The organism is Bradyrhizobium sp. SZCCHNRI1029 (assembly GCF_032487555.1).
In the GTDB taxonomy this organism is placed as follows: Bacteria; Pseudomonadota; Alphaproteobacteria; order Rhizobiales; family Xanthobacteraceae; genus Bradyrhizobium.
Map to the genome: position 1 here is coordinate 201,779 of NZ_JAUEUK010000010.1, position 25,966 is coordinate 227,744.

The 25,966-nt window shown below is 66.7% G+C and carries 25 protein-coding genes; 14 read left to right on the forward strand and 11 right to left on the reverse strand.

Going from position 1 to position 25,966, the window contains the following annotated elements; translation table 11 throughout:
- Positions 1-40 precede the first annotated feature (40 nt).
- Genes QW861_RS26720 through QW861_RS26765 form a run of 10 tightly spaced genes read left to right on the forward strand, consistent with a single transcriptional unit; the run spans position 41 to position 8,186 of the window.
- On the forward strand, positions 41-1,696 hold the full coding sequence (locus QW861_RS26720) for a GspE/PulE family protein (protein ID WP_316193696.1): 1,656 nt from the start codon (positions 41-43) through the stop codon (positions 1,694-1,696).
- Between the two features lie 8 nt (positions 1,697-1,704).
- Positions 1,705-2,916, forward strand: coding sequence for a type II secretion system F family protein (locus QW861_RS26725; RefSeq protein ID WP_315827804.1), 1,212 nt, complete (start codon positions 1,705-1,707; stop codon positions 2,914-2,916).
- Positions 2,917-2,936: 20 nt separating this feature from the next.
- Positions 2,937-3,419, forward strand: a complete 483-nt coding sequence (gspG, locus tag QW861_RS26730; RefSeq protein ID WP_315717468.1) for a type II secretion system major pseudopilin GspG — start codon at positions 2,937-2,939, stop codon at positions 3,417-3,419.
- The gene (locus QW861_RS26735; RefSeq protein WP_315827806.1) at positions 3,412-3,876 is read left to right on the forward strand and encodes a prepilin-type N-terminal cleavage/methylation domain-containing protein; all 465 of its coding nucleotides are present in this window, start codon (positions 3,412-3,414) and stop codon (positions 3,874-3,876) included. Before gspG ends, QW861_RS26735 begins: the two co-directional genes overlap by 8 nt.
- Positions 3,869-4,267, forward strand: a complete 399-nt coding sequence (locus QW861_RS26740) for a type II secretion system protein J (RefSeq protein WP_315717470.1) — start codon at positions 3,869-3,871, stop codon at positions 4,265-4,267. Before QW861_RS26735 ends, QW861_RS26740 begins: the two co-directional genes overlap by 8 nt.
- Positions 4,267-4,986: a type II secretion system protein gene (locus QW861_RS26745; RefSeq protein ID WP_315717471.1), complete on the forward strand. Its 720-nt coding sequence runs from the start codon at positions 4,267-4,269 to the stop codon at positions 4,984-4,986. The genes QW861_RS26740 and QW861_RS26745 overlap by 1 nt, the downstream gene beginning before the upstream one ends.
- A complete protein-coding gene (locus tag QW861_RS26750) occupies positions 4,986-5,930 on the forward strand; it encodes a type II secretion system protein GspK (protein WP_316193697.1) in 945 nt (314 codons plus the stop codon). The genes QW861_RS26745 and QW861_RS26750 overlap by 1 nt, the downstream gene beginning before the upstream one ends.
- Positions 5,927-6,997, forward strand: a complete 1,071-nt coding sequence (locus QW861_RS26755) for a PilN domain-containing protein (RefSeq protein WP_316193698.1) — start codon at positions 5,927-5,929, stop codon at positions 6,995-6,997. The genes QW861_RS26750 and QW861_RS26755 overlap by 4 nt, the downstream gene beginning before the upstream one ends.
- A complete protein-coding gene (gene gspM, locus QW861_RS26760; protein ID WP_316193699.1) occupies positions 6,994-7,557 on the forward strand; it encodes a type II secretion system protein GspM in 564 nt (187 codons plus the stop codon). Before QW861_RS26755 ends, gspM begins: the two co-directional genes overlap by 4 nt.
- Positions 7,557-8,186 (forward strand): hypothetical protein, encoded by a 630-nt coding sequence (locus tag QW861_RS26765; protein ID WP_315717475.1) that lies wholly within the window; start codon positions 7,557-7,559, stop codon positions 8,184-8,186. The genes gspM and QW861_RS26765 overlap by 1 nt, the downstream gene beginning before the upstream one ends.
- Before the next feature lie 18 nt (positions 8,187-8,204).
- Here QW861_RS26765 and QW861_RS26770 read toward each other — a convergent pair whose 3' ends face one another.
- From QW861_RS26770 to QW861_RS26790, 5 genes are read right to left on the reverse strand one after another with little or no spacing between them, the layout of a single operon-like run.
- On the reverse strand, positions 8,205-8,696 hold the full coding sequence (locus QW861_RS26770) for a prepilin peptidase (RefSeq protein WP_315717476.1): 492 nt from the start codon (positions 8,694-8,696) through the stop codon (positions 8,205-8,207).
- 46 nt (positions 8,697-8,742) lie between these two features.
- Positions 8,743-9,363, reverse strand: coding sequence for a HupE/UreJ family protein (locus QW861_RS26775; protein ID WP_315752556.1), 621 nt, complete (start codon positions 9,361-9,363; stop codon positions 8,743-8,745).
- Positions 9,360-9,971, reverse strand: coding sequence for a HupE/UreJ family protein (locus tag QW861_RS26780; protein ID WP_315752557.1), 612 nt, complete (start codon positions 9,969-9,971; stop codon positions 9,360-9,362). Before QW861_RS26780 ends, QW861_RS26775 begins: the two co-directional genes overlap by 4 nt.
- Positions 9,972-9,988: 17 nt before the next feature.
- Positions 9,989-10,969 (reverse strand): HupE/UreJ family protein, encoded by a 981-nt coding sequence (locus QW861_RS26785; RefSeq protein WP_315752558.1) that lies wholly within the window; start codon positions 10,967-10,969, stop codon positions 9,989-9,991.
- Entirely contained in the window at positions 10,966-11,850 is an 885-nt protein-coding gene (locus tag QW861_RS26790; protein ID WP_315717486.1) for a peptidylprolyl isomerase, read from the reverse strand. The genes QW861_RS26785 and QW861_RS26790 overlap by 4 nt, the downstream gene beginning before the upstream one ends.
- Before the next feature lie 281 nt (positions 11,851-12,131).
- On the opposite strand from QW861_RS26790, the gene QW861_RS26795 reads away from it, so the two are divergent.
- From QW861_RS26795 to QW861_RS26805, 3 genes are all read left to right on the forward strand, one after another.
- Complete coding sequence (locus QW861_RS26795) at positions 12,132-14,156, forward strand: hypothetical protein (protein ID WP_315752559.1); 2,025 nt, start codon at positions 12,132-12,134, stop codon at positions 14,154-14,156.
- 120 nt (positions 14,157-14,276) lie between these two features.
- Positions 14,277-14,606, forward strand: a complete 330-nt coding sequence (locus QW861_RS26800; RefSeq protein ID WP_315752603.1) for a hypothetical protein — start codon at positions 14,277-14,279, stop codon at positions 14,604-14,606.
- Between the two features lie 93 nt (positions 14,607-14,699).
- The gene (locus tag QW861_RS26805) at positions 14,700-15,323 is read left to right on the forward strand and encodes a 2OG-Fe(II) oxygenase family protein (protein ID WP_315752560.1); all 624 of its coding nucleotides are present in this window, start codon (positions 14,700-14,702) and stop codon (positions 15,321-15,323) included.
- Positions 15,324-15,327: 4 nt separating this feature from the next.
- Here QW861_RS26805 and QW861_RS26810 read toward each other — a convergent pair whose 3' ends face one another.
- Positions 15,328-17,955 carry a spermidine synthase gene (locus QW861_RS26810; RefSeq protein ID WP_316193700.1) on the reverse strand — a complete coding sequence of 876 codons (2,628 nt, stop codon included), beginning with the start codon at positions 17,953-17,955 and terminating at the stop codon, positions 15,328-15,330.
- Between the two features lie 373 nt (positions 17,956-18,328).
- On the opposite strand from QW861_RS26810, the gene dusA reads away from it, so the two are divergent.
- Positions 18,329-19,348 (forward strand): tRNA dihydrouridine(20/20a) synthase DusA, encoded by a 1,020-nt coding sequence (gene dusA, locus QW861_RS26815; RefSeq protein WP_316193701.1) that lies wholly within the window; start codon positions 18,329-18,331, stop codon positions 19,346-19,348.
- Positions 19,349-19,426: 78 nt separating this feature from the next.
- Here dusA and QW861_RS26820 read toward each other — a convergent pair whose 3' ends face one another.
- The 5 genes from QW861_RS26820 to QW861_RS26840 form a co-directional block, all read right to left on the reverse strand.
- Positions 19,427-19,963: a TIGR02281 family clan AA aspartic protease gene (locus QW861_RS26820; RefSeq protein WP_315717625.1), complete on the reverse strand. Its 537-nt coding sequence runs from the start codon at positions 19,961-19,963 to the stop codon at positions 19,427-19,429.
- A gap of 28 nt (positions 19,964-19,991) precedes the next feature.
- Positions 19,992-20,189, reverse strand: coding sequence for a DUF1289 domain-containing protein (locus QW861_RS26825; RefSeq protein WP_315717626.1), 198 nt, complete (start codon positions 20,187-20,189; stop codon positions 19,992-19,994).
- A gap of 47 nt (positions 20,190-20,236) precedes the next feature.
- On the reverse strand, positions 20,237-21,832 hold the full coding sequence (locus QW861_RS26830) for a HAMP domain-containing sensor histidine kinase (protein WP_315717627.1): 1,596 nt from the start codon (positions 21,830-21,832) through the stop codon (positions 20,237-20,239).
- A 137-nt stretch (positions 21,833-21,969) separates the two neighbouring features.
- Positions 21,970-23,400, reverse strand: coding sequence for a PepSY domain-containing protein (locus tag QW861_RS26835; protein WP_316193702.1), 1,431 nt, complete (start codon positions 23,398-23,400; stop codon positions 21,970-21,972).
- Positions 23,401-23,407: 7 nt separating this feature from the next.
- Positions 23,408-25,807 (reverse strand): TonB-dependent receptor domain-containing protein, encoded by a 2,400-nt coding sequence (locus QW861_RS26840; RefSeq protein ID WP_316193703.1) that lies wholly within the window; start codon positions 25,805-25,807, stop codon positions 23,408-23,410.
- Positions 25,808-25,966: the final 159 nt, after the last annotated feature.

Genomic DNA, 25,966 nt, shown 5'->3' on the forward strand with positions numbered 1-25,966 from the left:
GAGACGTTGGGGCCGGCACGGGCGCCACCCGGATCACGCCATGAGCGGTACACTGTCGACCCAATTTCATGCCTATCTTCGCGAGCGCCATCCCCAGGCGGCGGGCGAAGGCGGAGCTGCGGGCGAAACGCAGATCGCGCTCTGGGACAGGTTCGGCCTGACCGCTGACGTTTTCGCGGAGGAGGTCGCCGGCTTCACCGGACTGGAGCGCGTCGCGCTGCGCGAACTGATGGCGGCACTGCCCGCGGTGAGCGAGTTCTCCGACCGCTTCCTCCGCGAGGTGCTCGGCTATCCATACAAAGATTCTGACGGCGCCGCCGTGTTCGCGATGGCCGATCCGACCGATCAGGCCGTGCGCCGGGCCGCCGAACTGGTACTCGGCCCGCAGACTCTCTTCAAGGTCGCCTCGCACGAGGATATCGCCGTCGTCCTCGACCAGCGGCTTGGCGATTCCGACGACGCCGAGATCTCGCCGGCGCAGGAGATCCGTGACGACGACATCGAAAGTCTGCGCGATCTCGCCAGCGGCGCGCCGGTCGTCCGCGCGGTGAACGATCTGATCGAGAAGGCGGTAGAGATGCGCGCCAGCGACATCCACATCGAGCCGTTCTCGACCGGCCTCGTGGTCAGGCTGCGTGTCGACGGCCTGTTGCGTCCGATCGCGGCGCCGGCCGGCGTGCTGCCGCAGGCAGTGATCTCGCGCATCAAGATCGTCGCCGGTCTGAACATCGCCGAGCGGCGCCTGCCGCAGGACGGCGCGGCGCGCATTCGCGCCGGCCGGGCCGAAATCGACGTCCGCGTCGCGGTCATGCCGACCCAGCACGGGGAATCGGCGGTGCTGCGCATCCTGCCGAAGGATCGCTCCCAGCTGGTTGCGAGCCGCCTCGGCCTCGCGACCCGCGACGACGCTGCACTCCGGCGCCTGATCACGCTGCCGCACGGCATGATCGTGATCACGGGGCCCACCGGCAGCGGCAAGACCACGACCCTGGCGACGATCCTGTCCATGCTCAACACGCCGGAGCGCAAGATCCTCACTGTCGAGGATCCGGTGGAATATGAGATCCCCGGCATCAATCAGTCTCAGATCAAGCCGGCGATCGGGCTGACATTTGCGAGCGCGCTGCGCTCCTTCGTGCGTCAGGATCCCGACGTCATCATGGTCGGCGAAATCAGAGACAGCGAGACGGCGCATGTCGCCGTCCATGCTGCGCTGACCGGCCATCTGGTGCTGACGACGCTGCACACGGAAACCGCCGCGGCGGCGGTGCCGCGCCTGCTCGACCTCGGCGTCGAAGGCTTCTTGTTGCGGTCGACCCTGCGCGCGGTGATCGCGCAGCGGTTGGTGCGCCAGCTCTGCGATCACTGCAAGACGCCGAAGCCGCTCGATGAGGACACCTGTCGCCAGGACCCACGCCTCGGTCATCTTGGCCTCGTCCCCGGCGACATCACCTGGCACCCTAGGGGATGCGAGCGATGCGGCCAGAGCGGCTATCGAGGCCGGGTTGGTGTGTTCGAACTGCTCGAGCTGAGCAGCGGTCTGCGCGAGCTGATCGCGGATCGTGCCGACGGCCTCGCGATCGATCGGCTGGCGATCCGGGAAGGCATGACGACTATGCTCGATGACGGTGTCGCCAAGTGCCGTGCGGGTGTCACGTCGGCCTCCGAGCTGCTTCGTGTCCTCGTGGCGCGGTGAGGTGGATCGTGCCGAGCTATCGCTATCGCGCGTTGACGCAGTCCGGTGAAATCGTCGTGGGATCTCTCGTCGCGCCGTCGCGCAGCGAGGTCGAACGGCGCATCTCGTATCTGCAACTGCTGCCGATCGAAACCGTGGAGGAAAAGAAGGAGCGGACGGGGGCTGCGTCCGGGTTCTCGTTCGGCGCTCCGTCCGCGGCTGAAGTGACCACTTTCACGCGCGACCTGGCCCTGCTGCTCAAGGCCGGCGCGCGGCTCGACGACGCGCTCGACCTGCTGTCCGGCGACTCCGACATCGGCCGCCTCCGTCCCGTGGTGGCGCGGCTGCGCGCGGCGATCATGGCCGGCGAAAGCTTCGCCGACGCGGCGGCTGCCCAGCCGCAGCTGTTCTCGCCGATGTATGTCGCGCTGATGCGCGTCGGCGAAGCGTCGGGAACGCTCGACCACGTGCTGACTGCGCTGGCCGGCGAACGCGAGCGTTCCGAGGCGACGCGACGCAAACTGACCGACGCGATGCAATATCCCGCCTTCGTCTTCCTCGCGGCGATCGGCGTGATGCTGTTCTTTCTCGTGGCCGTGCTGCCGAACTTCTCCGCCGTGCTGCGCGACTTCGGCGGCCGTGCCGATACCGCGCTCGGCTTCTTCATGACGATGTCGGATCTGCTGCGCGCCAATGCAGTTGCGATCACGCTCGGCTGTGCGGCGCTGCTTGCGGCAGGCTGGTGGCTGTTGCGTCAGCCCGCGGTTCGCGCCGGCCTGACCAGTGTGCTGGCGGTGACGCCCGGCATCGGCAGCCTCCTGCTGTTCTATCGGACCAGCCTGTTCTGCCGCAATCTCGGCCTGCTGCTCGGCTGCGGCGTCAATCTGAGCGCCGCCCTGCGCATCCTCGTTGACGTGATGGCGGTGACGTCGTCGCGCGCGCCATGGTCGGCGGCGGCGGATCGCGTCCGTCACGGCGGCAAGCTGTCCCAGGCGCTGTCGGCCGACAACATGCTGCCGCCGATGGCGCTGCGCATGCTGCGGCTCGGCGAGGAGACCGGCCAGTTGCCGACGCTGTCGACTCGGATCGCCGAATTCTACGAAGCCAAGCTGCAGCGGGGACTCGACCGTGTCGTCGGCATCGTCGGTCCCGCCGCCATTCTGCTGATCAGCGTGGTCGTCGGGGGCCTGATCGTCTCGATCATGACGGCCCTGCTTTCGGTGACGCAACTGGTCGGCTGACCGACATCAAGGAGAACGATATGAGATCAGATACGCAGATCGAGCCGGCCACGAGGGCCGGGCGCGAGCAGGAGCGCGGCTTCACGCTGGTCGAGATGCTGGTCGTGATCACGATCATCGGACTGATCATGGGGCTGATCGGTCCGCGCGTTCTGAACTATCTCAGTGAATCCAAGACCAAGGCGGCGCGGATCCAACTGCAGAGCTTCTCGGCGGCGCTCGATCTGTTCTATCTCGATGCCGGCCGCTACCCCTCGACCTCGGAAGGTCTCGGTGCGCTGGCGCAACGGCCGGCCGGACTGAGCGCCTGGAACGGCCCCTATCTCAAGGGCGGTGCCGTGCCGAAGGATCCGTGGAATACGGCCTATGTCTACCGCGCGCCGGGCGACCACGGCCCGTATGACATCCTGTCCTACGGTGCCGATGGCCAGGAGGGCGGCAGCGGAACGGCGGCGGACATCGTCCTGGGAACGCCGACGCAGACGAGCGCGCGCAGTGAGTGACGACGGCCAGCGCGGCTTCACGCTGCTCGAGATGGTCTGCGTGCTCGCGATCGTCGCGCTGCTGGCGTCCGTCGCGCTGCCTTATCTGCCGCGACAGACGTCGCGGCCTCGGCTGCAGGCCTATGCGCTGCAAGCTGCGGTACTCCTGAAGTCCGATCGTGCCTCGTCGATGCGGACAGGTACGCGCGTCGACACTGAGATCGACACGTCGCGCCGCTTGATCCGCTCCGGTAGCGGCGCGGCTGCGTTGAAGCTGCCCGACGACGTCGCGTTCCTGGCGACGTTGCCGCGCAGCTGCCAGCATCGGCCGGTGCTGGCGACGATCAGCTTCTTTCCTGATGGCCTGTCCTGCGGCGGCGCGATTACCTTGTCGCGCGCCGATCTGAGCCTGGAGATCAGGGTGAACTGGCTGACGGGGAGGATCGACATTGTCTCGCGCGCGCTTGCCAATGGTTGATATAGGCGACCGGAGTGACGCAGGCTTCACGCTGATCGAGGTGCTCGTCGCGCTTGCCATCGTCAGCGTGTCGATCATCGCCATCGGCGCCGTGGTGTCGCGCAACGCGGCCAGTGTTCGCAAGCTCGAACAGCATGTCACCCTGGTCACCGACATGAGGCTGGCATTGGCAACGGTGCTGGCTGATCGCAGCCGGCTGCAGCCGGGCAGGATCGATCAGCGCTCCGGCTCTGGGGCGGTGGTGCTGCAAGTCAGGCCGCTCGGTGGTGATTGGAATGAGCCGGCCGGGCAGACCGGGTGGATTCCGGAGGCAGTGACCTTGCGTGTGAAGACCGGCTCGGGCGCCGTCGCCGATGTGCAGACGGTTCGCCTCGCGCGAGGAGCGCGCTGATGCGCGTCCCACCCGATCGACCGAAACAGCAGGGCTTTGCGCTGATCGAGGCGCTGGGCGCGCTCGCGATTGCCGGAATCGTGTTGTCGGCGCTGGCTGCGGTGACGTCGCAATGGCTGCCGGCATGGAAGCGCGGATTGGATCGCGTGCAGCGCGCCGAGATGGTGGCCGCCGCGCTGCGGCGGGTCGGCGATGATTTCGCTGCCGTGCAGTTTGTTTCGGCCAATCGCGAGCAGAAGGGACCGCTGTTCGTGGGCGACGAGGTCTCGGCGATGTTCGTGCGCGCCGAGTTTGGTCCGAATGCGGGACATGGCCTAGATATCGTGCGCATCGGCGAGGAAGGGGGCAGGGGCGAGCGCGCTCTGCGGCGATCGCGTGCCGCGTTCGAGCCCGTGTCGGTCGGCCAGCCCGTGACCGAGCATTTCAAATTCGTCGATCCCGTGGTGCTGCTGTCGGCGCCGTTCCGGATGTCGTTCGCGTATGCCGACAGGACGATGGCCTGGACGACGGAATGGCGCGATGCGACCAAGCTGCCGTCCGCCGTCCGCATGACGATCTACGACGACAGCCGTGGCGGCGCGGCCGTACTCGTCAGCGCAGTCCGTATTCAGGTCGATGCGCCGGGGGGCGGTTTTGCCGATACGGGAGCGGGCGGCACCGCGAACCAGCCAGCCGTGGCCGAGCCGGCCCAACCGAACAAGAGCGAGCCGGTCGACTGATGCCCGTTCGCTTCTTCAGCTATGGCTCTGCCGACAGGCGCGGCGCGCAGGATGGCTTCATCCTGATCGCTGCGCTGTGGATGCTCGCGGCGCTGGCGGCCCTCGTCGTGGTCGTCTCGCAGCAGCTGGGCAGCTCGGCGCGGTTGCTGCGGCTCGAAGACGAGGCGGTCGAGGCCGATGCGCTGATCTCGGCGGCCATCGAACTGTCGGCCTATCGTCTGCTGCTGTCCAAGGATGAGGAGCGGCCGCGGCAGGGCGGTTTCCGCCTGGCCCTTGCAGGCAACGACATCGCAGTCTCGTTCGTCAACGAAGCGGCGCGGATCGATCTCAACACGGCCTCGAAGGACATGCTCGAAAACCTCTTCGTCACGCTGGGCGTCGACCGGGATGCTGCCAAGGATCATGCTGAGCGGGTGGTCGCGTGGCGCTCCAAGCCGTCCGATGCAGCCAGGGCCCAGGCGGAGGAGGCGCGCTATGCGGCGGCCGGTCTCAAGCGTGTCCCGCGCCTGGCGCCGTTCGCGCATGTCGGCGAGCTGTCGCTCGTCCTCGGCATTCCCGCATCGCTCGTCGATCGGGTCCTTCCGCTGGTGACCGTCTTCAACGGCTCTCCCGGAATCGATCCGACGATCGCTGCGCCGGAGGTCGTTGCAGCGTTGCCGGGAATGACGCCGCTGATCTTGAAGGATTTCCTCAACGCAAGGGCGTCGCTGTCACAGGATGCCGATACGCTGGCCAAGACGCTCGGTCCTGTTGCGAAGGATGCCGCCAAGGGCAAGAGCAAGGCCTATCGGCTGCGCATCGTCGTCGGTCCGGCGGGCGGGCTTCGTCATGCGGCGACGGCGGTGATCGTTCCCGGCGAAGGCGAGGAGCCTTATCGGGTGCTGGCGCGCCAGGACGAGGGGCCGCAACCGAGGGGAGCGCTTCAGGCGCGGGGAATGCCATGAAGCTGACCGAAGCGATCGAGCGCGGACTGACGGCGTGGACGGCCAGCGTCGCGACAGCGATCGAAGCCGTGGCCGATCGGCAGCTCAGACGTCCGCAGGTCCTGGTCCGCCATGACCGAACAGAAAGCGTCGTCTTGACGATTCAGGCGCGACCGAAGGCGAAGCCGATGCCGGCGCCGGCAAGGGTGAATCCGGCGGCCGGCGCTGCGCAGGCCGGGCTCTCGCCGGAGTGGCTGCGAACGTTGCGCGGCGCCGCGCTGGAAATCCATCTGGCCGCCGAGAGCGTCCTGGTCCGCCCGCTCGACTTTCCGAAGCAGGCCGAGCCGTTTCTCGACGGCATGATCCGGACGCAGATCGGCAGGTTGACGCCGTGGAATCTCGATCAGGTCCTCTACGGTTGCAGCGCCCCGCGCGCAGTCGGGGATCGGATCGCGCTGACGCTCGCGGCGACGCCGCGCGCTCTGGTCCAGCCCTTGCTTGCCTTGGCCGATCAGGTCGGCGCCGCCAGGCTCGTCATCACCGCCGATGTCGACTCAGCCGATGGCGGCCAGATCCAGATCTTCAAGACGTCGCTGCGCTCGTCGCTTGCCGGCGGGCGCGATCTCGGGCGCGTGCTCAAGCTCGGCTGGCTGTCGGTTGCTGCGACCACGGCCGTGCTGCTGATCGCGACGACATTGATCGGCGGATATCTCGATGGCGAGCTCGAAGATGCGCAGGCGCAGGTCACGCGGCTGCGCGCGGCGCTGCGGCCCGCGATGGGCGCCACCGCCGCCGACGGGCTGCTCGCCAAGCGCAAGCAGACCAGTCCCGCCAGCGTCATCGTGCTCGACACGCTGTCGAAGATTCTGCCCGACGGGACGTATGTCGTCGAGATGCATGTCGAGAACGATCGGCTGCAGATCTCCGGCCTGACCCAGGACGCCCCCGCGCTGATCCGGCTGATCGAGCAGTCGCCGCAGTTCAGCCGCGCCACCTTCTATGCGCCGACGACGCGCACCGCCGGGGAAGCGGGCGAGCGTTTCCATATCGAGGCGCGCATCAACGCCTATTTCGGGGACCGGGCATGAACTGGTCGACATCGCTGCGCCGGATCTTCGTGAACTCGCCGGCCGCTTCTGCGATCCTCTATGCGGCGACCATCGTCGCGCTGCTCTGGCTTGGTGCTGCAGCGGTCGCCGATCTCGTCGCCAAGCGCGACCAGCTCAATGACACCAACGCGCAACTGGCGCAGTTTTCGGGACGCAAACGGCCGGCCAGCAGTTCCTCCTCGGACAGCGCGACGGCTCCGGGCGGATCGGTGTTCGTCGAGGGACGAACGGTCACCATCGCGGGCGCGGCGCTGGTGCAGCGCCTCACGGAGGCGATCAGCAAGGCCGGCGGCAGCGTGCTGTCGACCCAGGTCGAGCTACCGGCGGCGCGCGGCAACGAGAACCTGATCAGCGTCGTCGCCAGCTGCGAGCTCGAACAGCCGGCGCTGCAGCAGTTGCTCTATGATCTCGAAGCGGGATTGCCGTTTCTCTTCGTCGATCAGCTGCACGTGCAGCAACCGCTGGCGGCCGCGGCCGGCGGTGTGGGGCGGCTGACGGTGCTGGTCACCGTGTCGGGCCAATGGCAGGGAAAAATGTGATGCGATCGTTCGTCGGTTCAGGTCTCGTCACCGTTGCGACCGTATGCGTGCTTGCAGCTTCGCTCGGCCGTGCCTGGGGTGAGACGGCGGATGGTCTCGAGCCCGCTGCGCCCGCGCAGGCCGCGCCCGGCGCCTCCGACCCGCCGGCCGTTTCCGAGGCGCCCAGCGCGCAAGTCCCGGGGCGCAGGAGTGCCAACCCGCTGTGGGATGTTCCGATCAGTGCTCTCTCGGCGACGCGCGACCGTCCGATCTTCTCGGCCTCGCGCCGGCCGCCACCGGTTGCCGCACCCGTCATGGTCATGCGAGCGCCGCCGCCTCCGCCGCAGCAAGAGCCGGAACGACCAAACCTGCAGCTCGTCGGCACGGTGATCGGCGACGAGGAGAGCTTCGGCATCTTCGTCGATGCCTCGTCGCAGGCGTCGCTGCGCTTGCGGGTCGGCGCCTCGCATGAGGGATGGGTGCTGCAGTCGCTGCGACCGCGTGAGGCCTCGCTGCTGAAGGCGCCGGAGACCGTCACGCTGCAAATGCCGCAGCTCGGCACAGCCGGCAGCGGCGACGTGCAGGCGGGACCGATGACCCCGCCTGCGCCGCCGGGCGGACGCGAGCGGATGGCGCGGCGGGCGCGTTGAGGTCACGGCTTACCGCATTCAGAAGGTCACGAGCAATTCGCTCCCGGTGGCCTGCAGAGCGAGTACGGCAAGCAGGCCGAGGACGAGGAACGGGCCGAACGGCAGCGCCGTTTGGCCTGTCAGCCGGCGGCCCATGATGAAGAGGACGAGCGCTGCGGCGAGTGCCGTCGTCGCGGCGATGAGCAGCAGGATCGGCATATTTGGCAGGCCGGCCCAAAGCGTCGCAGCCATCAGAAACTTGACGTCGCCGAGGCCCAATCCTTGGCGGCCGCGGGCCATTGCGTAGAGCAGCCGCAGCAGCAGCAGCGCCGAGCCGAGGGCGAGGGCTGCGGCGCAATTCCACAGTGCCTCGGGGAGATCGACAAGCGTCGCCAGTCTTGCGAAGCCGCTGGCGGCGACCAGTGCATTCATCCAGTCCGGCAGCAGCCCGCTGCGCAGATCTGTCCAGATCAGTCCGGCGCAGGTCAGGAGCAGCACGACGATCGTAACGATGTTGATGGCGTCGGTCACGCAGCCCTGGAATTCGCGGGGTCGGATCGCCCGAGCATAGGCCAGCTCAGGCTGCGAGCGATAGTCCCGCCATCATCAGGCCGATTGCGGCGACCCAGCCACCGACTGCGCGCACCGCGATCCCGCGCCAGCTCGATACCGGCTCGGTCTCGGGACGCCTGAAGGTGACCGCCAGCGCCATCACGAGGGTGATGGTGACGTAGCCCGCACTGGCGAGACCGGCGGCGTAGAGGAGGCGGTCGGTCTGCGGCACGAGCTCGCCGGCATTGGCGGCGCCGCGCATCACGCCGAGCACGAATGCAATCACGCTCAGCAGGACCACGGGAATGCGCAAGGCCGCCGCCAGCAGCAGCCCGAGAATCAGAATGGTCGCGGCATCGCCGAGTGGAGACACCGCCGTTGCGCCAGAGCCGGCGGCGAGTGCAAGCCCCGTGCACAAGCCGAGCGGGAACACCACGACGAGCCAGCGTCCGCTCGCCGTACCGAGCGAGCCGGCCAGCAACCCGAGGGCGACCCAGACCACGACGTCCTGCAGCGCGAGCAGCGGGTGCAGGGCGCCGGCGTAGAAGTCGCCGAGCCGGGCCGACACGATATGGGCATCGGCGAGCTGCGCTTGCGTCAGCAGCAGCGCCGATGCGAGCAGGGCGGTCCGGCGGTACGTGCTCATGCCGCGACTCCGAGGCTCGCGACCAGGAAGTAGCCGCCGAGCGCGGCGATGGCTGCTCCGACGCCTTGGATGATGCGCTCGCCGCCGGGCCAGCGCGCGAGCGCGCCGATGGTGATGCCGCAGGCGTGGAGAAGACCGGTCGCGACCACGAAGCCGCAGCCATAGGCCAGGGGATTTGCCGCCGTCGGAAGCTCGACGCCGTGCGCGTGGCCGTGAAAGATGGCGAAGATCGCAACGATGATGGCCGCAACTGCAAACGGGACACGGATGCGGATCGCGACCGCGAGCCCGAGCACCAGCGCCGACAGCGCGATGATGAGCTCCGGGACGGGCAATCCGACCTTGAGGATTCCTAGGATGGCCCCGAACGCCATCACCAGCGGGAAGACGACCGGCAGGATCCAGATCGCCGCGCCGCCGAGCTGCGCGCCCCATATGCCGACTGCAACCATCGCGACCAGATGATCCAGCCCCGTCAAGGGATGCAGCAGGCCGCTGGCCAGCCCGCCGCCGACGCCCGTCTGCTCGTGGGCAAGGCTCGGATTCGCTGTCAGCAGCGAGAGCAGCGCCGCACCCAACACGGCGTGCAGGAGTTTGCGCGCGATCATGTTCGTCCCATTCGTCATCATGCGGCCGCCAGAACCCGCACCAGGCGGCCCAGGAACCAGAACATCGATACCGAGCCGATTGCATAGGCCGGCAGCTCGGCGCCCCAGCGCGGCAGCGCCGCGCCGAGGCGGCGATGTGCCCAGATCAGCGCCAGCACCAGCAGCACGAACAGGACCTGTCCGATCTCGACGCCGACATTGAAGAAGAGCAATGCCGCAGGCAGGATCCGTCGTTCGAGCCCGAGGCCTGCGAGCGCACTGGCGAAGCCGATGCCGTGCACCAGACCGAAGCTGAAAGCGACAGCCCATGGGTAGCGGGCGGTCAGCCCGGTCTCGCCGCGCTGCTGTTTGACGATCTCGACGCCGACAAACACGATGCTGAGCGCGATGCAGGCGTTGAGCGGCCCTTCGGCGACGCCGATCCATCCGAACGCCGTTGCGGCCAGCGAGGCGCTATGGCCGATCGTGAAAGCCGTGATCGTCTTGAGCAGGCGCCAGCCGCCCTGGACGATCCAGATCAGCCCGAGCACGAACAGCAGATGATCGGCGCCGAGCAGGATGTGGTCAATGCCGAGATTGACGTATGTCTTGGCGAGCTCGAGCCAGGTGTCGAGCGTCGGCGCATCGGTGCCCAGCACGGTCACGACCGGATTGGCCGCAGAGATCGTGTAGCTGCGCGTCTCTCCAGCGAGCGACGTCACGCGGATGATGGCGGCCGACATGTCCTCGCCGAGATTGGCGATCGTCATCTGCCCGACGAGGCCCTTGTCGCCGCAATTGAGCTCCGGCAGGCGCAGGTAGCAATGCGGGGGCATCTTGAGATCGATGCGGTTGACGCCATCCTTCGGCAAGGTCGTCCATCGCCCGATATACGCGCCGGGGCGCATCTCGCGAAACTCGAGCACGGCGATCGTCGCCTGATGCGCAGCCGCCGGCCGCCCGGGCAGCAGCGCTGCGAGCGCGAGCACGATGGCGATCAGGGCGCGCGCGCCGGTCACGGCTCGTACCTGATCGTGTAGTTGGCCTTGAGCCGGCTCACCGCCTCCCAGGCCCGTTTCCGTGTCTCTTCGGTGTGCCAGATCTTGGCCGCCTCGGCGCGGATGTCCTCGAGCTTCGCCGGAGCGCCCGGCTTCCGGGCGTCGAGACGAACCACGTGCCACCCGTCCTTCGACTGCAGCAGGGTCCATTCCTGGAGGGGCGCCTTGAGCAGGCCGTCGCTGAAGCCGTCGCCGAAGCCGGCGGCCAGGCTCGGCACCGGTCGGTCGAGAATCGCGCGCGTCTGATCGCGCAGCTCCTCGGATTCGCGCTGCTCGCGAATGTCGTCCAGATAGCGCCGCGCCGTCGCCTCGTCGCTGGGTGGCGTCATGAAGAAGCTGACACGCTCGGGCTCGTCGAACCGGGCATGATTGTCGGCGAACCAGGCGCGCAACTGCTCCTCGCTCGGCTGTGGCACGCGCACCTGATCGAAGATCAGATATTGCAGCTTGAACGCGACACGGTCGCGGATCATCTCGTCGCCGCGGTCGACGCCGAGCGTCTTGCCTTCCCGATAGAGGATTTCGCTGGCGACCCAGGCCTCGACCATCTTCTGCAGCTCGGCCTCGCTCGGGGTCCGCTGCTTGTCCTCGTCGAACGTGTCGATGAAGGACTGGCGCAGGGCCTTGGTCACGGTGATGACCTTCTCGTCCTTCGCCGGCGGGTGGATGATGGCATCGGCCGCGAAGATCAGGCCACCGAGAACGAGGAAGTGCAGGAGTGGCTCCCTGCTGAGCCCGCGCAGGGCGGTCACGGATGATGATCGCGCAGGGGAAGAGCTGTTGCCATCTTGCTGATTGGAGCGTGCAGAGGCGCTCTCGAAGGTCTGCGCCGCATTCGACATGGCAGGGGCTGACATACGTTCTTTACAACTCGGACCGCGCTCGTTGCGCGGCGCGTATATGCAACGGCACACTTGCCGTTGTCACCGGGCAAACGTCAGTGTCACAAAAATTTCGCAACGACGGCCGACCGCGATGTTCGTGGGGAAGACGCCAGCAAAAATAAATCCTTCAACAAACTGTCTCCGAGTTTTGGTTTGGTCGCGCCGCGAATGACGACGGCGCATCGGTCGCGTTGTCATCTCGGTTTGGAGATCGATCGAATTCTTTAGGGGCGACGATAATGGTTCCATCTACCAAGACAATCCTGCTGACAGCGGCCTCGGTCTCGCTGGCCCTGTCACAGAGCGCCGACGCTGGGGAGCGTTGGGGGGAAACGACCAAGAACAATCCGTATGTCGCGGGCGACATGCACAACCACAACACCTGCACCGACGGTTCGGTTGCTGCCGGCTATGCGATCGACCGCTCGGTCGGCAAGGGCACCGCGGCGGCTGGCGGCAACAATTTCGATCTCGACTGGTTCACGCTCGGCAACCACGGCGGTTCGGGCAACCGCGATTGCCGCTTCAGCGATGCGAGCGCCAACATCCCGGGCGACAATACGACGACGTATTGGAGCCAGACGCTCGGGAAGACCATCGACGGCATTACGATCACCAGCCTGAAGGGCACGCCGAACGGCACCGATACCGGCGCCAAGATGTGGCGCTGGCAGTCGATCAAAGAGATCGAGTACCCAACCATCGTCAATCGCACCGCGACCTACAACAAGGTGCTGGTCGAGGGCCTGGAGTGGATCCTGCCCGGTCACGAGCATGGCGACGTCGCCGTGATCGCCGGCCAGAACCCGCGCGGTTACGGCAATGCCGACAAGATGGCCGAGTTCGAATATCGCTTCGACCGCGCCGACACCGACGCCATCGGTCCGGTCGATGCCAGCAACAACCCGGTCTGGGCCGGCAAGGACAATGTCAACAATTCCGGCACGGCCGGTCACCAGAAGGCCGTCGCCGGCATCGCCTGGCTGCAGGCGAACCACCCGCTGCAATCCTATGCTGTGCCGACCCATACCGAGCGGCAGGGACCGTTCAATCCGAACGGCTCGGCCGGCTACAACATCGAGCACTTCCGTGACTTCAACAACGCCGGCCCGACGGTCGCGTTCGGCATCGAAGCCCCGGGTCACATGGCCGAGGGCGGCGTGAACGGCGGCTCGGGCTCCTATGGCTCGGGCGCAGTCGGCGGCGGCACCTACGGCATGCAGGGCGTCTACACCGCCAAGGTCGGCGGGCTGTGGGACGGTCTGCTCGGCGAAGGCCGCAACTTCTTCCTGTTCCAGAGTTCGGACTGGCACAGCCGCGGCGTCTATGGCGCGCGCGATCCCGGCACGACGGCGGACTTCATCCCCGGCGAGTACACCAGGCTGTACGTGCCGAACGAGCGGCGCTTCTCCCAGCAGTCGATCATCGACGGCATGCGCTCGGGTAATTCCTACTCGGTCAACGCCGACATCATCGGCTCCGACATGGAGTTCCGTGCGAAGGGTGAGTGGGACGACGACTGGAAGACGATGGGCGAGACGCTCGTCGTGCGCCCGGGCGAGAAGGTCACGCTCGAGATGGAGATGACCGTTCCGGCCTCCAACAACAGCCCGTACGGCTTCAACAACCCGCTGCTGCTGCCGGTCGGCATCAAGCAGCCGTTGAACAAGCCCTATCTCGACCACGTCGATCTGATTACCGGCGACATCACCGGTCCGATCGCGCCGGGCGCCCCTGGCTATGCGGTGGCCAATGCCAAGGGTGTCGATGGTGCGGCCATCGTCTACAACCCGTCGGCCAAGATCGCGAAGCAGATCCAGGCGACCAAGATGCGGAGCCACAAGCTGCGCGACGGTTCGACCCGCCTCAGCTTCACGACCACCTTCATCGCCGGCCAGACACCGTTCTACATCCGCGCCCGCGGCACCAACATCCCGCCGGCGACTCCGAACGTGTCCGACAGCGCCGGCAATCCGCTGCTCGATGCCAACAACGCCACCGTCAGTTGCACAGATCCGGCATGTCCCTCGCACCTCGGCACGGTCGGCGGCCTTAAGAAGGTGACCAACGACGTGCAGGCCTGGTCGAACGTCTGGTTCTACGCGAACCCGATCTTCGTCCGAACCTACAGCACGCCCAAGCTGCTGGTCGAAAAGAATCAGGAGCTGGCCCGCAAGCTGGCTCACGAGCATCACCACTGGCACGATTGGGACCACTGGGGTCACTGGGGCCACTGGGGTCGCTGGGCGTTCAACCGCGACTGATTGATCGGCACCAATCCGGCGGGACATATCGTCCCGTCGGATCCTGCTCACTCCGAGCGCCAGTTTGCGAACCGGCGCTTCGTCTTTGAAACCTGCCTTTCCCTGGGGTTCGTCGAGGTGATGTCGCGTTTGTCCGCCGTGAGTCTCGCCGTTCTAGTCCTCACGATCGCAGTCGCATCGGCGCATGACGAGGAGCCGACGCAGGAGGTCTGCGACGCCGCAGTGGCGGAGGCCCGCGCACAGGCGGCGACCCTGCCGACGGACGACGTGTCGCGCTATTTCGCCGAGCGGGACATTCAGCAGGCGCTGGTCGAGGCCGGCAATGGCGAGTTCGATGATTGTGTCGAGAAGGCCGAGAGGGCCGTGCTGGAAGTGCGCGACCGGCCTCACAGCCTGAGGCCCGGCGAGCGGCTCAACATTCTCAGTGCCGACGAAATGCCGACGCGCTGACGGGCGCGCACCGCTTCTCCACTCTCGTCATCCGGCTGTCATGCAAGTCGGCAAATTGTCGGTCCCGTTGCGGCGCGTGCAAGGCCTTGAGACATGGACCAGATCGAAGCTCTTTTTCCGATACCGTTGTTGCGTTCGCCTGGGCTCTTGAGCGCCGAGCTCAAGGACGCGGCGGTGGCAGCCATCCGCAATTCGAAGATCGAGAACAACCTGCGATCCGGACAACTGTTCCACACCGAGGTCGCCGATCCCCGCGCCAATAATCTGTTTCAGACCATCGCCGAGCTCGCCGTGCCCAAGCTGATCGATTTCGGCGAGCTGCTGTTCGGCGAGAAGCTGCGCTGGACGGTCAAGGAGATGTGGACGAACATGCTGGAGACCGGCGGCAACCAGACCCTGCACGCCCACGCCAACAGCTTCATCTCCGGCATCTTCTATCTGACGCCGTCTCACCCCGGCAGCCGCACCGTGTTCGTGCGGCCGCCCGGCGGCAGCGACTTCTCGTTCCGCCATCATACGCGCAGCGCCGCGGTCGGCCCGTTCAATGCCGGCAAATACGTGCTGCCGGAGGCGGAGCCCGGCGATCTCGTGCTGTTCCCAAGCTATCTCTACCACGAGGTGCCGCGCAATCAGGGCGACCAACGTATCACGATCGCTTTCAACGCGATTCCTGATCATCTGGATTGCTGGGGCTACCGCGTCAGCTTCGCGTCCTGACGCTCTATCGTTCGAACTCGCGCGACAGCAGGTCGCGCGCTTCGCGTCGCGACGGCGCGGCGGAGTCGATTGCCCGAAGCAGGCGTTCAGCAGCCGCGCGATCCGATGCAAGCAGCGCTTTTGCCATGCTCATCAGCGGCGCATAGGCCGGCTCGAACTCGGCGCTGGCGCGAATGGAATCGAGGAGACCGGGCGCGGCGGCTGCGATGAGCGCTGGCCCGCGCGGTTCGCCGGTCAGCGCCGCGCCGACCTGGATGAATTGGTTGCGAGCCCGCCAATAGGCGCCGAGTCGTTGCTCCCACATTCCGCGTTTCGAGTCTTCCAGCAAATCGGCCGCGTCGGTCTTTGTCTGGCTCAGGACCGTCAGCAGCAATTGCCATGGGGCCGCCGAGAGAGCGTGGACGTTGCTGCGCGCGTCGAACGTGACGAATGGGAAATCGTCGGTGTTGCGCGGTCCCGGACCGGCGAAGCTCGCGAGTGCTTTCGCGCCGGCGACATACTGGCCCAGAAGGTCGATCGGCTGATCGAAGCCGAGAGGTTGAATGATCGGGTGAAGCTTCCGGTCGGAGAACCGTGCGGCGACGAGTTCGGGGGCGATCGGGCTCGGGGCGCCTGATCCGATCAGAGCCAGCATCGGCGTGCGCACGCTGTAATGGTTCAGCCAGGCGGACCCTTGTGGAAAGACTGCGAGAAAGCTCCTGACGATCGCACGCAGCGACGGCGCATCGAGCTGATAGAGCGGCAGCCACTGGCAGAACACGCCCTCGGCCGCCAGTCGCCGCTTGACGGCCGCGAAATGTTCGACCGTGTACAGCGCGCCGCTGCCATCGAGCGCCGGGTGGAACAGGTCGGCCACGATCACGTCGTAGCGTCCGTCATCGGCGATGACGAAGCGCCGGGCATCGGCAACGGAGATCGGCGGCCTTTCCTTCTCGGCCCCGGGGTTGTCGAACCAGGGCAGCAGCGCGACGACTTCGGAAGAGAGTTCGACCGCGCGCACGTCGAGATCCGGCATCTGCGCGGCGCCGAGCACGGTCGCGCCGGTGCCGACACCGAGGAAGAGGGCCTTGCGCGGCGCTGGATGCAAGAGCAGCGGCAGCATGGCTTGGCGGAAATCGGATCGGACCGAGCTGGTGCCGCCCATGCGAAAGTGGCCGTTCACCTCGAGATAGCGTGCTCCTGAGGCGTCGTCGACGACGCTCGCGGTCGCCATCGATCCCTCGCGCACGGCCAGAAGCTTGCCGCCCGGCGGGACCCTGATGAGCAGTGGGGCGGGAAGCCACAACAGCGCGAGTGCAAGCAGAGCGGGCGCCGCCGCCCAGCGCAGCGCAGCGCGTCGGGGCTGCAGCAGCAGAAGATATCCGACGGCAACGAGGACCAATGCTCTCCAAGTGCCGAAAGCGGGAATCAGCAGCTGTGCCGCGACCAGCGGCGCAATGGCTGCGCCGAGGCTGTTGATGCCGACGGCCCAGCCGACCGATCCCCTGACGTTGCGGACATCCTGCATGAGCTGGCCGAACAAGGCGCCCATCGCCATCGCAGGCAACAGGAACAGCGCCAGCGCAATGCCGAGCTCGCCGACGACGCCGAGGCTCGCAGCGCTGTCAGCGAGGCCGCCCAGCAAGGGCGTCACGAGCGCCGTGCCGAGGCAGACGAGCGCGGTGCCGCTGATCAACGCGGTTCTGCCGCGCGCAACCGTGTGCCCCACGCGCTGCCAGATCATGCCGCCCATCGCAGTGCCCAGCAGGTAGGCGGCCAACAGACAGGCGAAGCTATAGACCGTGTCCTGCATCATCTGCGCGGCCAGGCGCACGACCAGCACTTCGAACACGATGCCGAGCAGGCCGGTGACGAACAGGGTTCCTGTCAGGCGGAGGCCGGCGACAGCACGCCTGCGATCGTCGCGCGCGCGAGCGTCGACCTTTGGGGCTCGGTCGAGGCGAAGCGCTGCGAGCGCGCAGGCTGCGTTGACGGCTGCCAGGCAAAGCAGCGTCGCCGACAATCCGAGCGCGGGGATCAGCACGAAGGTGGACAGCAGCGTGCCGGCGACGGCGCCGGCGGTGTTCGCGCCATAGACGCCGGCGCTGACCGGCCGCGTGCCATGCGCCGCGGACATCATGCGTTCCAGCGCGGTCAGCGTCCCGCCCATCGCCACCGTCGCCGGCAACAGCACCAGCGTCGGCAGCAGGAAGCTCGCGCTCCACAACAAGACGGGGGAAGGCGCCGTGCCGAGCAGCGGCGCGAGGGCGCGCGCGCACGCGGGAAGCAGCCAGACCGCACACAGCCCCCACACGCCGATGACCGTTTCGAGGACGGCATACACCCGGTGCGGATTGGCGGCGCGGCGGATCCGGCCATCGAGGACGAAGGCGCCCACCGCCAGCCCGGCGAAGAATCCTGCGATGGCGCCGAGCACGGCCATCATCTCCGTGCCCAAGGCGAGGGCGAGCTGGCGCGTCCAGACGATCTCATAGCCCAGCCCGGCGAGGCCGGATGCTGCAATCAGCAGCTTCAGCGTTCTCAGCTGAGCCATGCTCTGGCGGGCGACGAGATCGACGCCGGAAGACCGGGCGCCTTGCTTCTCCGCGACCAGATCATTGTCGCGCGGGTCTGCGTGGCGTGCCTCGGTCAAGATTTGGTACCTGCAATTCCCGTGATCGGTCTTCGGATGCAGCGCGCCGTGCGGGATACTGCTCCGGGCGCGGGATCAAGCTCGGCTGCATGGGCCGCCAAGGTCGAGATCGTTTCCTTGTGTTCGTGTTTCGTGACGGTGGTTTGACAGAAGCTGTGGGAGCACGCGGCTCGGCGCAGATGGTTGTATCGCATGAGACCCGTCAGGGAGCGATGACCAGACGCAGCCGCGATCTGCGGAACGTTGTGGTTGAATTCGGTAAACCATCGATCCTCTCCGATCCGACATTGTTGTGCTGCGCACGAAAAACGGGTCGAAATCGGTGGAAACCGGTGTAAATGCGCGGTGATCGGGTGGCTCTGGTACACTTCCAATGGCTGATGTCTCGAATAAAACAGTGGAATCAACGACTTGGCGCTTCTCCGTGGCGCCGATGATGGATTGGACAGACCGGCATTGCCGGGTGTTCCATCGGCTGCTGTCGCGCCGGGCGCTGCTCTATACCGAGATGGTCACGACCGGTGCCGTGATACATGGCGACCGCCAGCGGCTGCTCGGCTTCGATCGAAGCGAGCATCCGGTGGCGCTGCAGCTCGGCGGCTCCGATCCCGGCGATCTCGCGACGTCAGCCAAGATCGGCGAGGAGTTCGGCTACGATGAGATCAATCTCAATGTCGGCTGCCCGTCGGACCGGGTGAAGGACGGCCGCTTCGGGGCCTGTTTGATGGCCGAGCCTGCGCTCGTCGGCGCCTGCGTCGCCGCGATGAAGCACGCCGTTCGCATTCCCGTCACGGTGAAGTGCCGCATCGGCATCGACGATCAGGATCCGGAAATCGCACTCGATATGCTGGCGGACGCGGTCGTCGACAGCGGCGCAGACGCGCTGATCGTGCACGCGCGCAAGGCGTGGCTGGACGGCTTGTCGCCGAAGGAGAACCGTGACGTCCCGCCGCTCGACTACGACAGGGTGTACCGGCTGAAGGCGAGGCTGCCGCACGTGCCCGTCATCATCAATGGTGGCATCGGCAGCATCGAAGCTGCGCAAGGTCATCTCGCGCATGTCGATGGCGTGATGCTCGGGCGAGCGGCCTATCAGGAGCCGTGGCGGCTGCTCGATGTCGATCCCGTCCTGTTCGGCGACGTCGCGCCGCATCGAACCATGAAGGGCGCATTGGCGGCGTTCGAGCCGTACATCGCGCGCCAGCTCGGGCAGGGCACGCGGCTGCACGCGATCACGCGGCATCTCGTCGGCGCCTATCACGCGGTGCCCGGCGCACGCGCGTTCCGCCGCCATCTCGCCGAGCGCGGCGTCAAGCCGGGCGCCGGCATCGAGGTGCTGCGCGAGGCGGTCGCGATGGTCGAGGAGCGCCCTGCGGTTGCTGCGCTGGCCTGAGCGGCTCAGGCCAGCGGCGGCAGTTCGACAACGGCCTGTCGCGCGACCGGATTGCAGGCTGCCACGAGGCTCAGCCCCTCAGCTGCGATCGGGAAAGCCGTGCAGCATCAGCCGGTCGGAGCGCACTTCCCAGCGCTCCAGCCGGTCGAGGAAGCTCATGCCGAGCAAGTTGGTCTTCATCTGGCCGTGCGGTACCACCAGCGCCGGAACCGAGCGTTCCACCAGTTTGCCGATCGCGAGCCGGTCCAAGGTCAATCGCGCCGCCTTGGTGTGGCCGCCAGCGGTCTCGACGTCGACGTCGTAGGCGAGCAGTTCGAGCGGCAGGCCTGCGGCCTTGGCGGTCTCGTAGGTCAGAACCACCGATGTGGCGCCGGTGTCGACCACCATCGGCGCGGTGACGCCGTTGATCTTGGCGCGCAACGCGAACTCGCCGCCTCTGGTGCGCTCGATCTCGACCGCGTTGGTCGGAGGACTCGCCTTGGCCCTGAGCGCGCGGCTGCGCAGAACCTCCGACACTGTGTCGCTCGCGAGCGCCGCCTGCTCGGGATCCTTGTAGACGATCACGGCGCCCGCGGTGAGCACCATGGTGACGAAAACGAGCACGACCTTGTTCATGCCGCGCCTCCCGTCGGCACGGAGGCGCTCAGTCGCGCCGACGCGCCAGCGCGGGCAGGCCGGCGTCGTGCATGCGGGACGGCAGCCCGTCCATCAGCGCGAGCCGCTCGTCGGTCGACATGCGGCCCCAGCGGGCGATCTCCGGCAGCGTGCGTCCGCAGCCGAAGCAGAGTTTCGTCTTGGGGTCGATCATGCAGACGGCGATGCAGGGCGTATCCTGGCTCATGGCGCGAGTTTGAAAGGTTCTGCCACTGTCGTGCAAGTGCAATCATCTCACAGTCCCGTTCCGGCATTCATGATCGGCTTGCGCACCCGGCGCTTCTCCTGAGCGGGGGCGATCGCATGCTCCGGCTGCAATGGCGGTGCCTCGTCCGACAGCGGAGCGAGCGCCGACATCACCCGCTCCGGCGGGAAGGTGACGATCACCTCGGTGCCGATGCGGACCTTCGATTTCAGCGTGAACGTGCCACCATGCATCTCGATCAGATTCTTGGCGATGGGCAAGCCTAGTCCCGCGCCCTGTTCGGCCGACTTGATCGAGTTGGAGCCCTGGCCGAACGACGCGAGCACGATCGGAATCTCGTTCTCGGGGATGCCCGAGCCGGTGTCCTTGACGCTGAGATATTGTCCGCCCGAGGCCGTCCAGCCAGCCTTCAGCCAGATGTCGCCACCCTGCGGCGTGAACTTGATGGCGTTGGAGAGCAGGTTGAGCACGACCTGGCGGATCGCGCGCTCGTCGGCCCACAGCCGCGGCATCTTCTGCTCGAACACCTCGTGAATGGTGATGCCGCGGCTCGTTGCGCGCAGCTTCAGCAAATGGTGGCAGTCGGCGATCACGTGCACCAGCGCCACGGCTTCCTCGTTCAGCTCGTAGCGGCCGGCCTCGATGCGCGAGAGATCGAGGATCTCGTTGATGAGGTTGAGCAGGTGGACGCCCGAATTGTGGATGTCTGCCGAATATTCCTTGTAGACCGGCACCGCATGGACGCCGAAGATCTCGCTCTTCATCACCTCGGAAAAGCCGAGGATGGCGTTCAGCGGCGTCCGCAGCTCATGGCTCATCTGCGCAAGGAAGCGCGACTTGGCGACGTTGGCGGCCTCCGCGCGGTAGCGTGCCTCGTCGGAGATCGCCTTGGCCTGCTCGAGTTCGCCGATCAAGGCGTCCTTCTCGGCGCGCGCTTCGAGCGTGGCCAGCGTCGTCGCATGCAGCTGATGGGCGAGCAGCACGAAGTAGCCTTCGGCGGCGACGGCGAACCCGGCGAGCAGGTAGTTGTCGAACGTGCCCGACAGCGCGAGGCTGAGGGTGATGGCGACCGTCATCGGTGCGGTGACGGCGACGGCGGCGACGGGCAGGTTGGCGGCGAGCATGCTCGAGACCGCGATCACCAGCAGCATCAGGAACATCATCAGCGTGCCCGACACCGCCGCGAGCGCCGGATGGATCAGGATTGCCATCCAGCAAACGCCGTAGAGCAAGTCGAGCAGCACGAAGCGCGTGCGCCAGCGCCGCGTCGCCGCCAGCGACGGCTGGTCGGCGAGGAAGTTCGAGCAGTTGCGCACGATCGCGGCATGAATGCAGAGCACGCCGAGCGTCCATGCGCCAGCCGCGATCGTATGCAGCCAGACGCTGAGCATCAGGCCGGTTGCGACCACCAGCAGCACGACGATGTAGGAGGCGGAGATGCGGGTCTGTGCGTATTGGCGCAGCAGCTCGCGATCGAAGGCCGGACGTGTTCCCGACGTCGACGTTAACCGGTCGCGCGCCTCGCGCACCCGCTGCTGCGCGGCCCGGCGCTGGCTTGCTGGTGCAAGCGCCGGCGGATCTGCCGGAAGCTCGACGACCTCAGGCTTTTCAGCGGGTTTACTCATCAAACAACACAAATCCTGCCCGCGAGGCACGGGCTGCTTTCTGCATTGTCTATAACTGGGCCCAAATCCTTAAGACGGATTATAGACAACGAAAAATTTGCGTTAACCGCGCGTTAAATTAACGATTGTGGCGAGGCTCAGCGGAGCTGCATTCGCAGGCGGCGCCAGCCGATCACCACGCCCGTGACGCTGAAGACGAGGCCGATCGCGCAGAGGCCGACGATGAAAACCGTGCGCAGCGCCGCATGGGCGAGCAGGGCCGGAAAGTCGAGCGTGTGCAGCGCCTGATAGAGCCACCGATAGGCGCGTCGGGACGGATCGAGCTTCTCGAGCACCGCGCCGGAGGCGGCGTCGACATGATACCAGGTGTCGCCGCAGATCACGCGATGGACCGGCGCGCCCGGCACATCGGAGACGAACGGATAGTCGTCGCCCGGCTCGACTTCGGTCGAGCGCCCGCAATCGCCGCGCAGGCGCGACACCGCGGCATTGACGTCGGCCGGCTGCAGGAAACGGCCGACGATGCGTGCTGATGCGCCGTCCAGCACCGAAATCTGCTGCTGGCTCGGCGCGCGCCGGATGCGCTGATAGAGGCGGCCGCCGAAGGCGAACCACTCGATCTCGCGGACCTCGCCATGCACCGCCGCGAGCGCCGCCGTCGCCAGGCCGGTCCAATCCGGTGCGCCGACGAGAATGGCTTGCTCGGACGGCGTCAGATGGCCGGTCGCAAATAGCCTGCCATGGTCCATCGACAGCCAGCCGCTGACCATCCAGGTCAGCACGAACTGCATGCAGATCAGGCCGGCCCAATGATGCCAGAGGTGCCAGCCGTGGTAGCGCGAGCACAGCCGCGCCTTCCGATATCTCAGCCGCATCGGGCCGAGCAGCGCGCCGCTCACGGCGGCGATGACCGCCGCGAGCGACAGCCACCACACGACGGCGTTCCAGGCCGCCCAGTCCTTGCGCAGGACGGTCGGATAGATCCAATGGACGACGCTGCCGACGTAGTTCCAGGCGCGTTCGGACCGTGTCGTGTCGAGCACGACCTCGCCGGTGATCGAGGACACGTAGAGTTCGGTGCCATCGGGATCGTTGAGCGCGATCCGGTGCAGCGGACGATGCACGTCGAAACGGTTCGGCACCGTCCATTGGTCGTGGTGGTCCAGTGAGGCGATGGTGGCGCCATCGGCCTCGAGCCCGCGCCGCCGGGCTGCCGTGCGCGCGATCGACAGCACGAGGTCGGGGGCGCTCACATCGGCCGCGGCCAGCGTGTCTGCACGAATGGCCGCGCTGCGGCCGGCGGCCGAGATGACATAGACCGGACCATCCACGCGCTGCATCAGCCGGATGCGGTCGGGATGATCGATGCCACCTGCGACGAGGGCCTCCGCGGGACCGTGCAGCGACAGGGCGGTGTCGAGCACGGGCAGCGCGGCGAAGCGCTCGCTCTCGGTCTGCGCCGGGAACGGCACGTAGTGCATCACGATCCCGGTCGCGAACCACAGCACGAACAGCGGACCCAGCGGGATGCTCAGCCAGCGGTGCGTGAGGATCAGCGCCCGGATCATGCGGCCATCAGAACTTGAACGAGGCTTCGACCTCGTAGGTGCGGGGCGCGCCGAGGAAGATCTGGTCGGGATAGAACGGATCGCTCCAAGCCGCATAACGTTTGTCGGCAACGTTGCGGACGCGGAAGGCGAGCCGCGTGCTGGTCGCGGTGGCGAACAGCGGCACCCTCGGCAGGTCGACGAACGCGAACAGATCGGCGGTGGTGTAGGCGAGCAGTTTCACCGTGTTGGCATCGGTGCTCCAGCGATCGCCCACGTGGCGCACGGAGAAACCAAGCTCGACCGGCCACCAGCCGGGATTGAGGAAGCGGTAGGAGCCGCCGCCATTGACGATGACGGCGGGAATGTTGGGCGGCGTGTTGCCCGAGAACGAGCCGCCGCCGGCGAGATCATAATCGGCATAGCGGGCGCGGACATAGGCGACGTTGCCCCAGAGCCTGCTCTCGGGTGTCGGGCGTACGGCGGCTGCGACCTCGATGCCCTGAGATTTCACCTTGCCGGCCAGGTTGAGCTGCTGGCCGGCCTGGGCGCTGTAGACGTTGTTGCGTTCGATGTCGAAGGCGGAGAAGGTCCACTCCGCACGGCCGTTCCACGCGAGCTGCTTGACGCCGGTCTCATAGCTGCGGGAGTCCGAGAGCGTGAGGTTCTGGGTCGGACTCAGCAGGAAGATGCTGTCGGCGGAGATGTCGGTGGCGGTCGCATATTGGCTGTAGAAGGTGGTGCCCGGCAGCGCTTCCCAGGTGTAGCCGATGCGGCCCGTGACCGGCTGCCAGCTCTTCGAGTAGGGGAAGCTGCTCTTCACGACGCCGTTCTTGTCGATCGAGTTGCGGTCGAGCGAGAACGGGTTGTAGCGCAGGCCGCCGACCAGCGCGAAATTGTTGGTGAGCTTCAGCCGGTCTTCGAGATTGAGTGCCACGCTGTCGATGGTGGCGGTCTGCAACTGCGTTCCGAGCGGACCATAGACGCCTCGGTCGAAGCCGGTCAGCGGAACGCTGTCACCCGGGAAGATCGCCGCGCCAGGCCGCGTGAAGTCGGTATGCGAGCTTTCCACCGCTGTCACGAGCCGGTTGGCCAGACCGAACAGGTTGGCGTTCCAGGTGAGGTCGGTGGTGTTGCCGACCATGTTGTGGTTGTGGTGGACGAAGAACCGCTCGCGATCGACGGTGTTGGTGGTCGCGTTGAACGCCGAGACCTCGTTGTTGTACCAGTCGCGGCTGGCGTTGTAGTTGTAGACTTGGCTCCGCAGCCTGATGTCGTTGCTCAGGTCCCATTCGAACCCGCTGCGGACCCACGATTCCTTGATCGTCTTGTGGCCGTCGACCACGTTGTAGTTGGTCGACAGCGTGCGGCCGTCGATCGTGACGGCGCCGAGATCGGTGCCGTTGTAGGCCGACACCTTGGTGCCTGAGACGATGCCGCTGGTCGCGTTGGCGCCGCTGAAGGTGACCGGCACCAGCGGCGTGCCCTCATAGGGCTTGGCCTTGTAGTCCTTGAACTCGGCGGCAAAGAAGGTCTTGAAGCTGTCGGACAGCCGGTAGTCGAGCTGGCCTGAGACATGGATATTCTTGAACTCGGTGTCGTCGATGAAGCCGACCTCCCTGGTCCGGCTGATGTCGAAGCGATAGTCCAGGCCCTTGACGGTCGTGCTGCCGCCCGAGCCGAAGCCGCTGCGGAACGTGCCGCGCTGGTCGAAGCCGACGAAGGCTTCGCTCTCGATCGGGCCGGTGTGCGGGGTCTTGGTCACGAAATTGACGGTGCCGCCGACCGCGCCCTGGCCCGAGATCAGCGAGGAGGGGCCCTTGAGAAACTCGACGCGGTCGAGGTTGAACGTCTCCATCGTCAGCGCGGTGAAGCCGGTCGGGCCGATGTTGATGCCGTTGTAGAGCACGTTGACCTGATTGCCCTGGAAGCCGCGCATCGCGAAGCCGACATCGTTCGGGGCATCACCCGCGCTGACGCCGGCGGCGCCTTTCACCGCGTCGACGGTCGTGTGGTAGCCCTGCTCACGCAGCGTCTCGGCGCCGACCACCTCGATCGAGACCGGCAGCTCGCGTACGTTGAGGCCGAGCCGGCTCCCGCTCGCGGGCGTCGCATTGCTGTTGAGCGGCGTGGTGGCCGCCGTGTTGGACGAAGGCCGCGTCGGCGCTGCTGCGGGCGTGGGCGCGGCCATGCGCCGGGACGCTGGAGGTGTGGTCCGACGGGCGGCTTGGGTCGAGGAGGGCGCGCGGCCGGCCGCCGGGCGCTGCCGCGGCGAATCGACCGTCACGTCCGGCAGCAGGGTGTCTGCGGCGGCCTGCCTCCCGTCCGGAGGGGAGGTCTGTTGGGCATAAGCCGCCGGCACCGCCGACCAGCCTGCCACCAGCAGCCCCGCGAGCGATATCGAACCCCAGACGTCGCGCACGCTCATTCCGCCCCCCATCGCAGCAGCCGGCTTCCCGGCCATCTGCGCCCCCCGCCAACGTTCATGATCACCACGACGAGAGTTAGCCCAGCCCAACGGATATGTAATGTTATAACATTACATATCCATCTTTCTCTGAGTGGGTGTCTCGATCGGGCAACACAT

Excerpts from the sequence above, each read along its gene's own strand:
- QW861_RS26745 (WP_315717471.1), top strand. The coding sequence starts at position 4,267 with ATGCGCGTCCCACCCGATCGACCGAAACAGCAGGGCTTTGCGCTGATC.
- QW861_RS26750 (WP_316193697.1), top strand. The coding sequence starts at position 4,986 with ATGCCCGTTCGCTTCTTCAGCTATGGCTCTGCCGACAGGCGCGGCGCG.
- gspG (WP_315717468.1), top strand. The coding sequence starts at position 2,937 with ATGAGATCAGATACGCAGATCGAGCCGGCCACGAGGGCCGGGCGCGAG.
- QW861_RS26795 (WP_315752559.1), top strand. The coding sequence starts at position 12,132 with ATGGTTCCATCTACCAAGACAATCCTGCTGACAGCGGCCTCGGTCTCG.
- QW861_RS26780 (WP_315752557.1), bottom strand. The coding sequence starts at position 9,971 with ATGATCGCGCGCAAACTCCTGCACGCCGTGTTGGGTGCGGCGCTGCTC.
- QW861_RS26835 (WP_316193702.1), bottom strand. The coding sequence starts at position 23,400 with ATGATCCGGGCGCTGATCCTCACGCACCGCTGGCTGAGCATCCCGCTG.
- QW861_RS26820 (WP_315717625.1), bottom strand. The coding sequence starts at position 19,963 with ATGAACAAGGTCGTGCTCGTTTTCGTCACCATGGTGCTCACCGCGGGC.
- QW861_RS26825 (WP_315717626.1), bottom strand. The coding sequence starts at position 20,189 with ATGAGCCAGGATACGCCCTGCATCGCCGTCTGCATGATCGACCCCAAG.
- gspM (WP_316193699.1), top strand. The coding sequence starts at position 6,994 with ATGAACTGGTCGACATCGCTGCGCCGGATCTTCGTGAACTCGCCGGCC.
- QW861_RS26800 (WP_315752603.1), top strand. The coding sequence starts at position 14,277 with ATGTCGCGTTTGTCCGCCGTGAGTCTCGCCGTTCTAGTCCTCACGATC.
- QW861_RS26740 (WP_315717470.1), top strand. The coding sequence starts at position 3,869 with ATGGTTGATATAGGCGACCGGAGTGACGCAGGCTTCACGCTGATCGAG.
- QW861_RS26775 (WP_315752556.1), bottom strand. The coding sequence starts at position 9,363 with ATGAGCACGTACCGCCGGACCGCCCTGCTCGCATCGGCGCTGCTGCTG.
- QW861_RS26830 (WP_315717627.1), bottom strand. The coding sequence starts at position 21,832 with ATGAGTAAACCCGCTGAAAAGCCTGAGGTCGTCGAGCTTCCGGCAGAT.
- QW861_RS26840 (WP_316193703.1), bottom strand. The coding sequence starts at position 25,807 with ATGAGCGTGCGCGACGTCTGGGGTTCGATATCGCTCGCGGGGCTGCTG.
- dusA (WP_316193701.1), top strand. The coding sequence starts at position 18,329 with ATGGCTGATGTCTCGAATAAAACAGTGGAATCAACGACTTGGCGCTTC.
- QW861_RS26755 (WP_316193698.1), top strand. The coding sequence starts at position 5,927 with ATGAAGCTGACCGAAGCGATCGAGCGCGGACTGACGGCGTGGACGGCC.
- QW861_RS26805 (WP_315752560.1), top strand. The coding sequence starts at position 14,700 with ATGGACCAGATCGAAGCTCTTTTTCCGATACCGTTGTTGCGTTCGCCT.
- QW861_RS26720 (WP_316193696.1), top strand. The coding sequence starts at position 41 with ATGAGCGGTACACTGTCGACCCAATTTCATGCCTATCTTCGCGAGCGC.
- QW861_RS26790 (WP_315717486.1), bottom strand. The coding sequence starts at position 11,850 with ATGTCGAATGCGGCGCAGACCTTCGAGAGCGCCTCTGCACGCTCCAAT.
- QW861_RS26765 (WP_315717475.1), top strand. The coding sequence starts at position 7,557 with ATGCGATCGTTCGTCGGTTCAGGTCTCGTCACCGTTGCGACCGTATGC.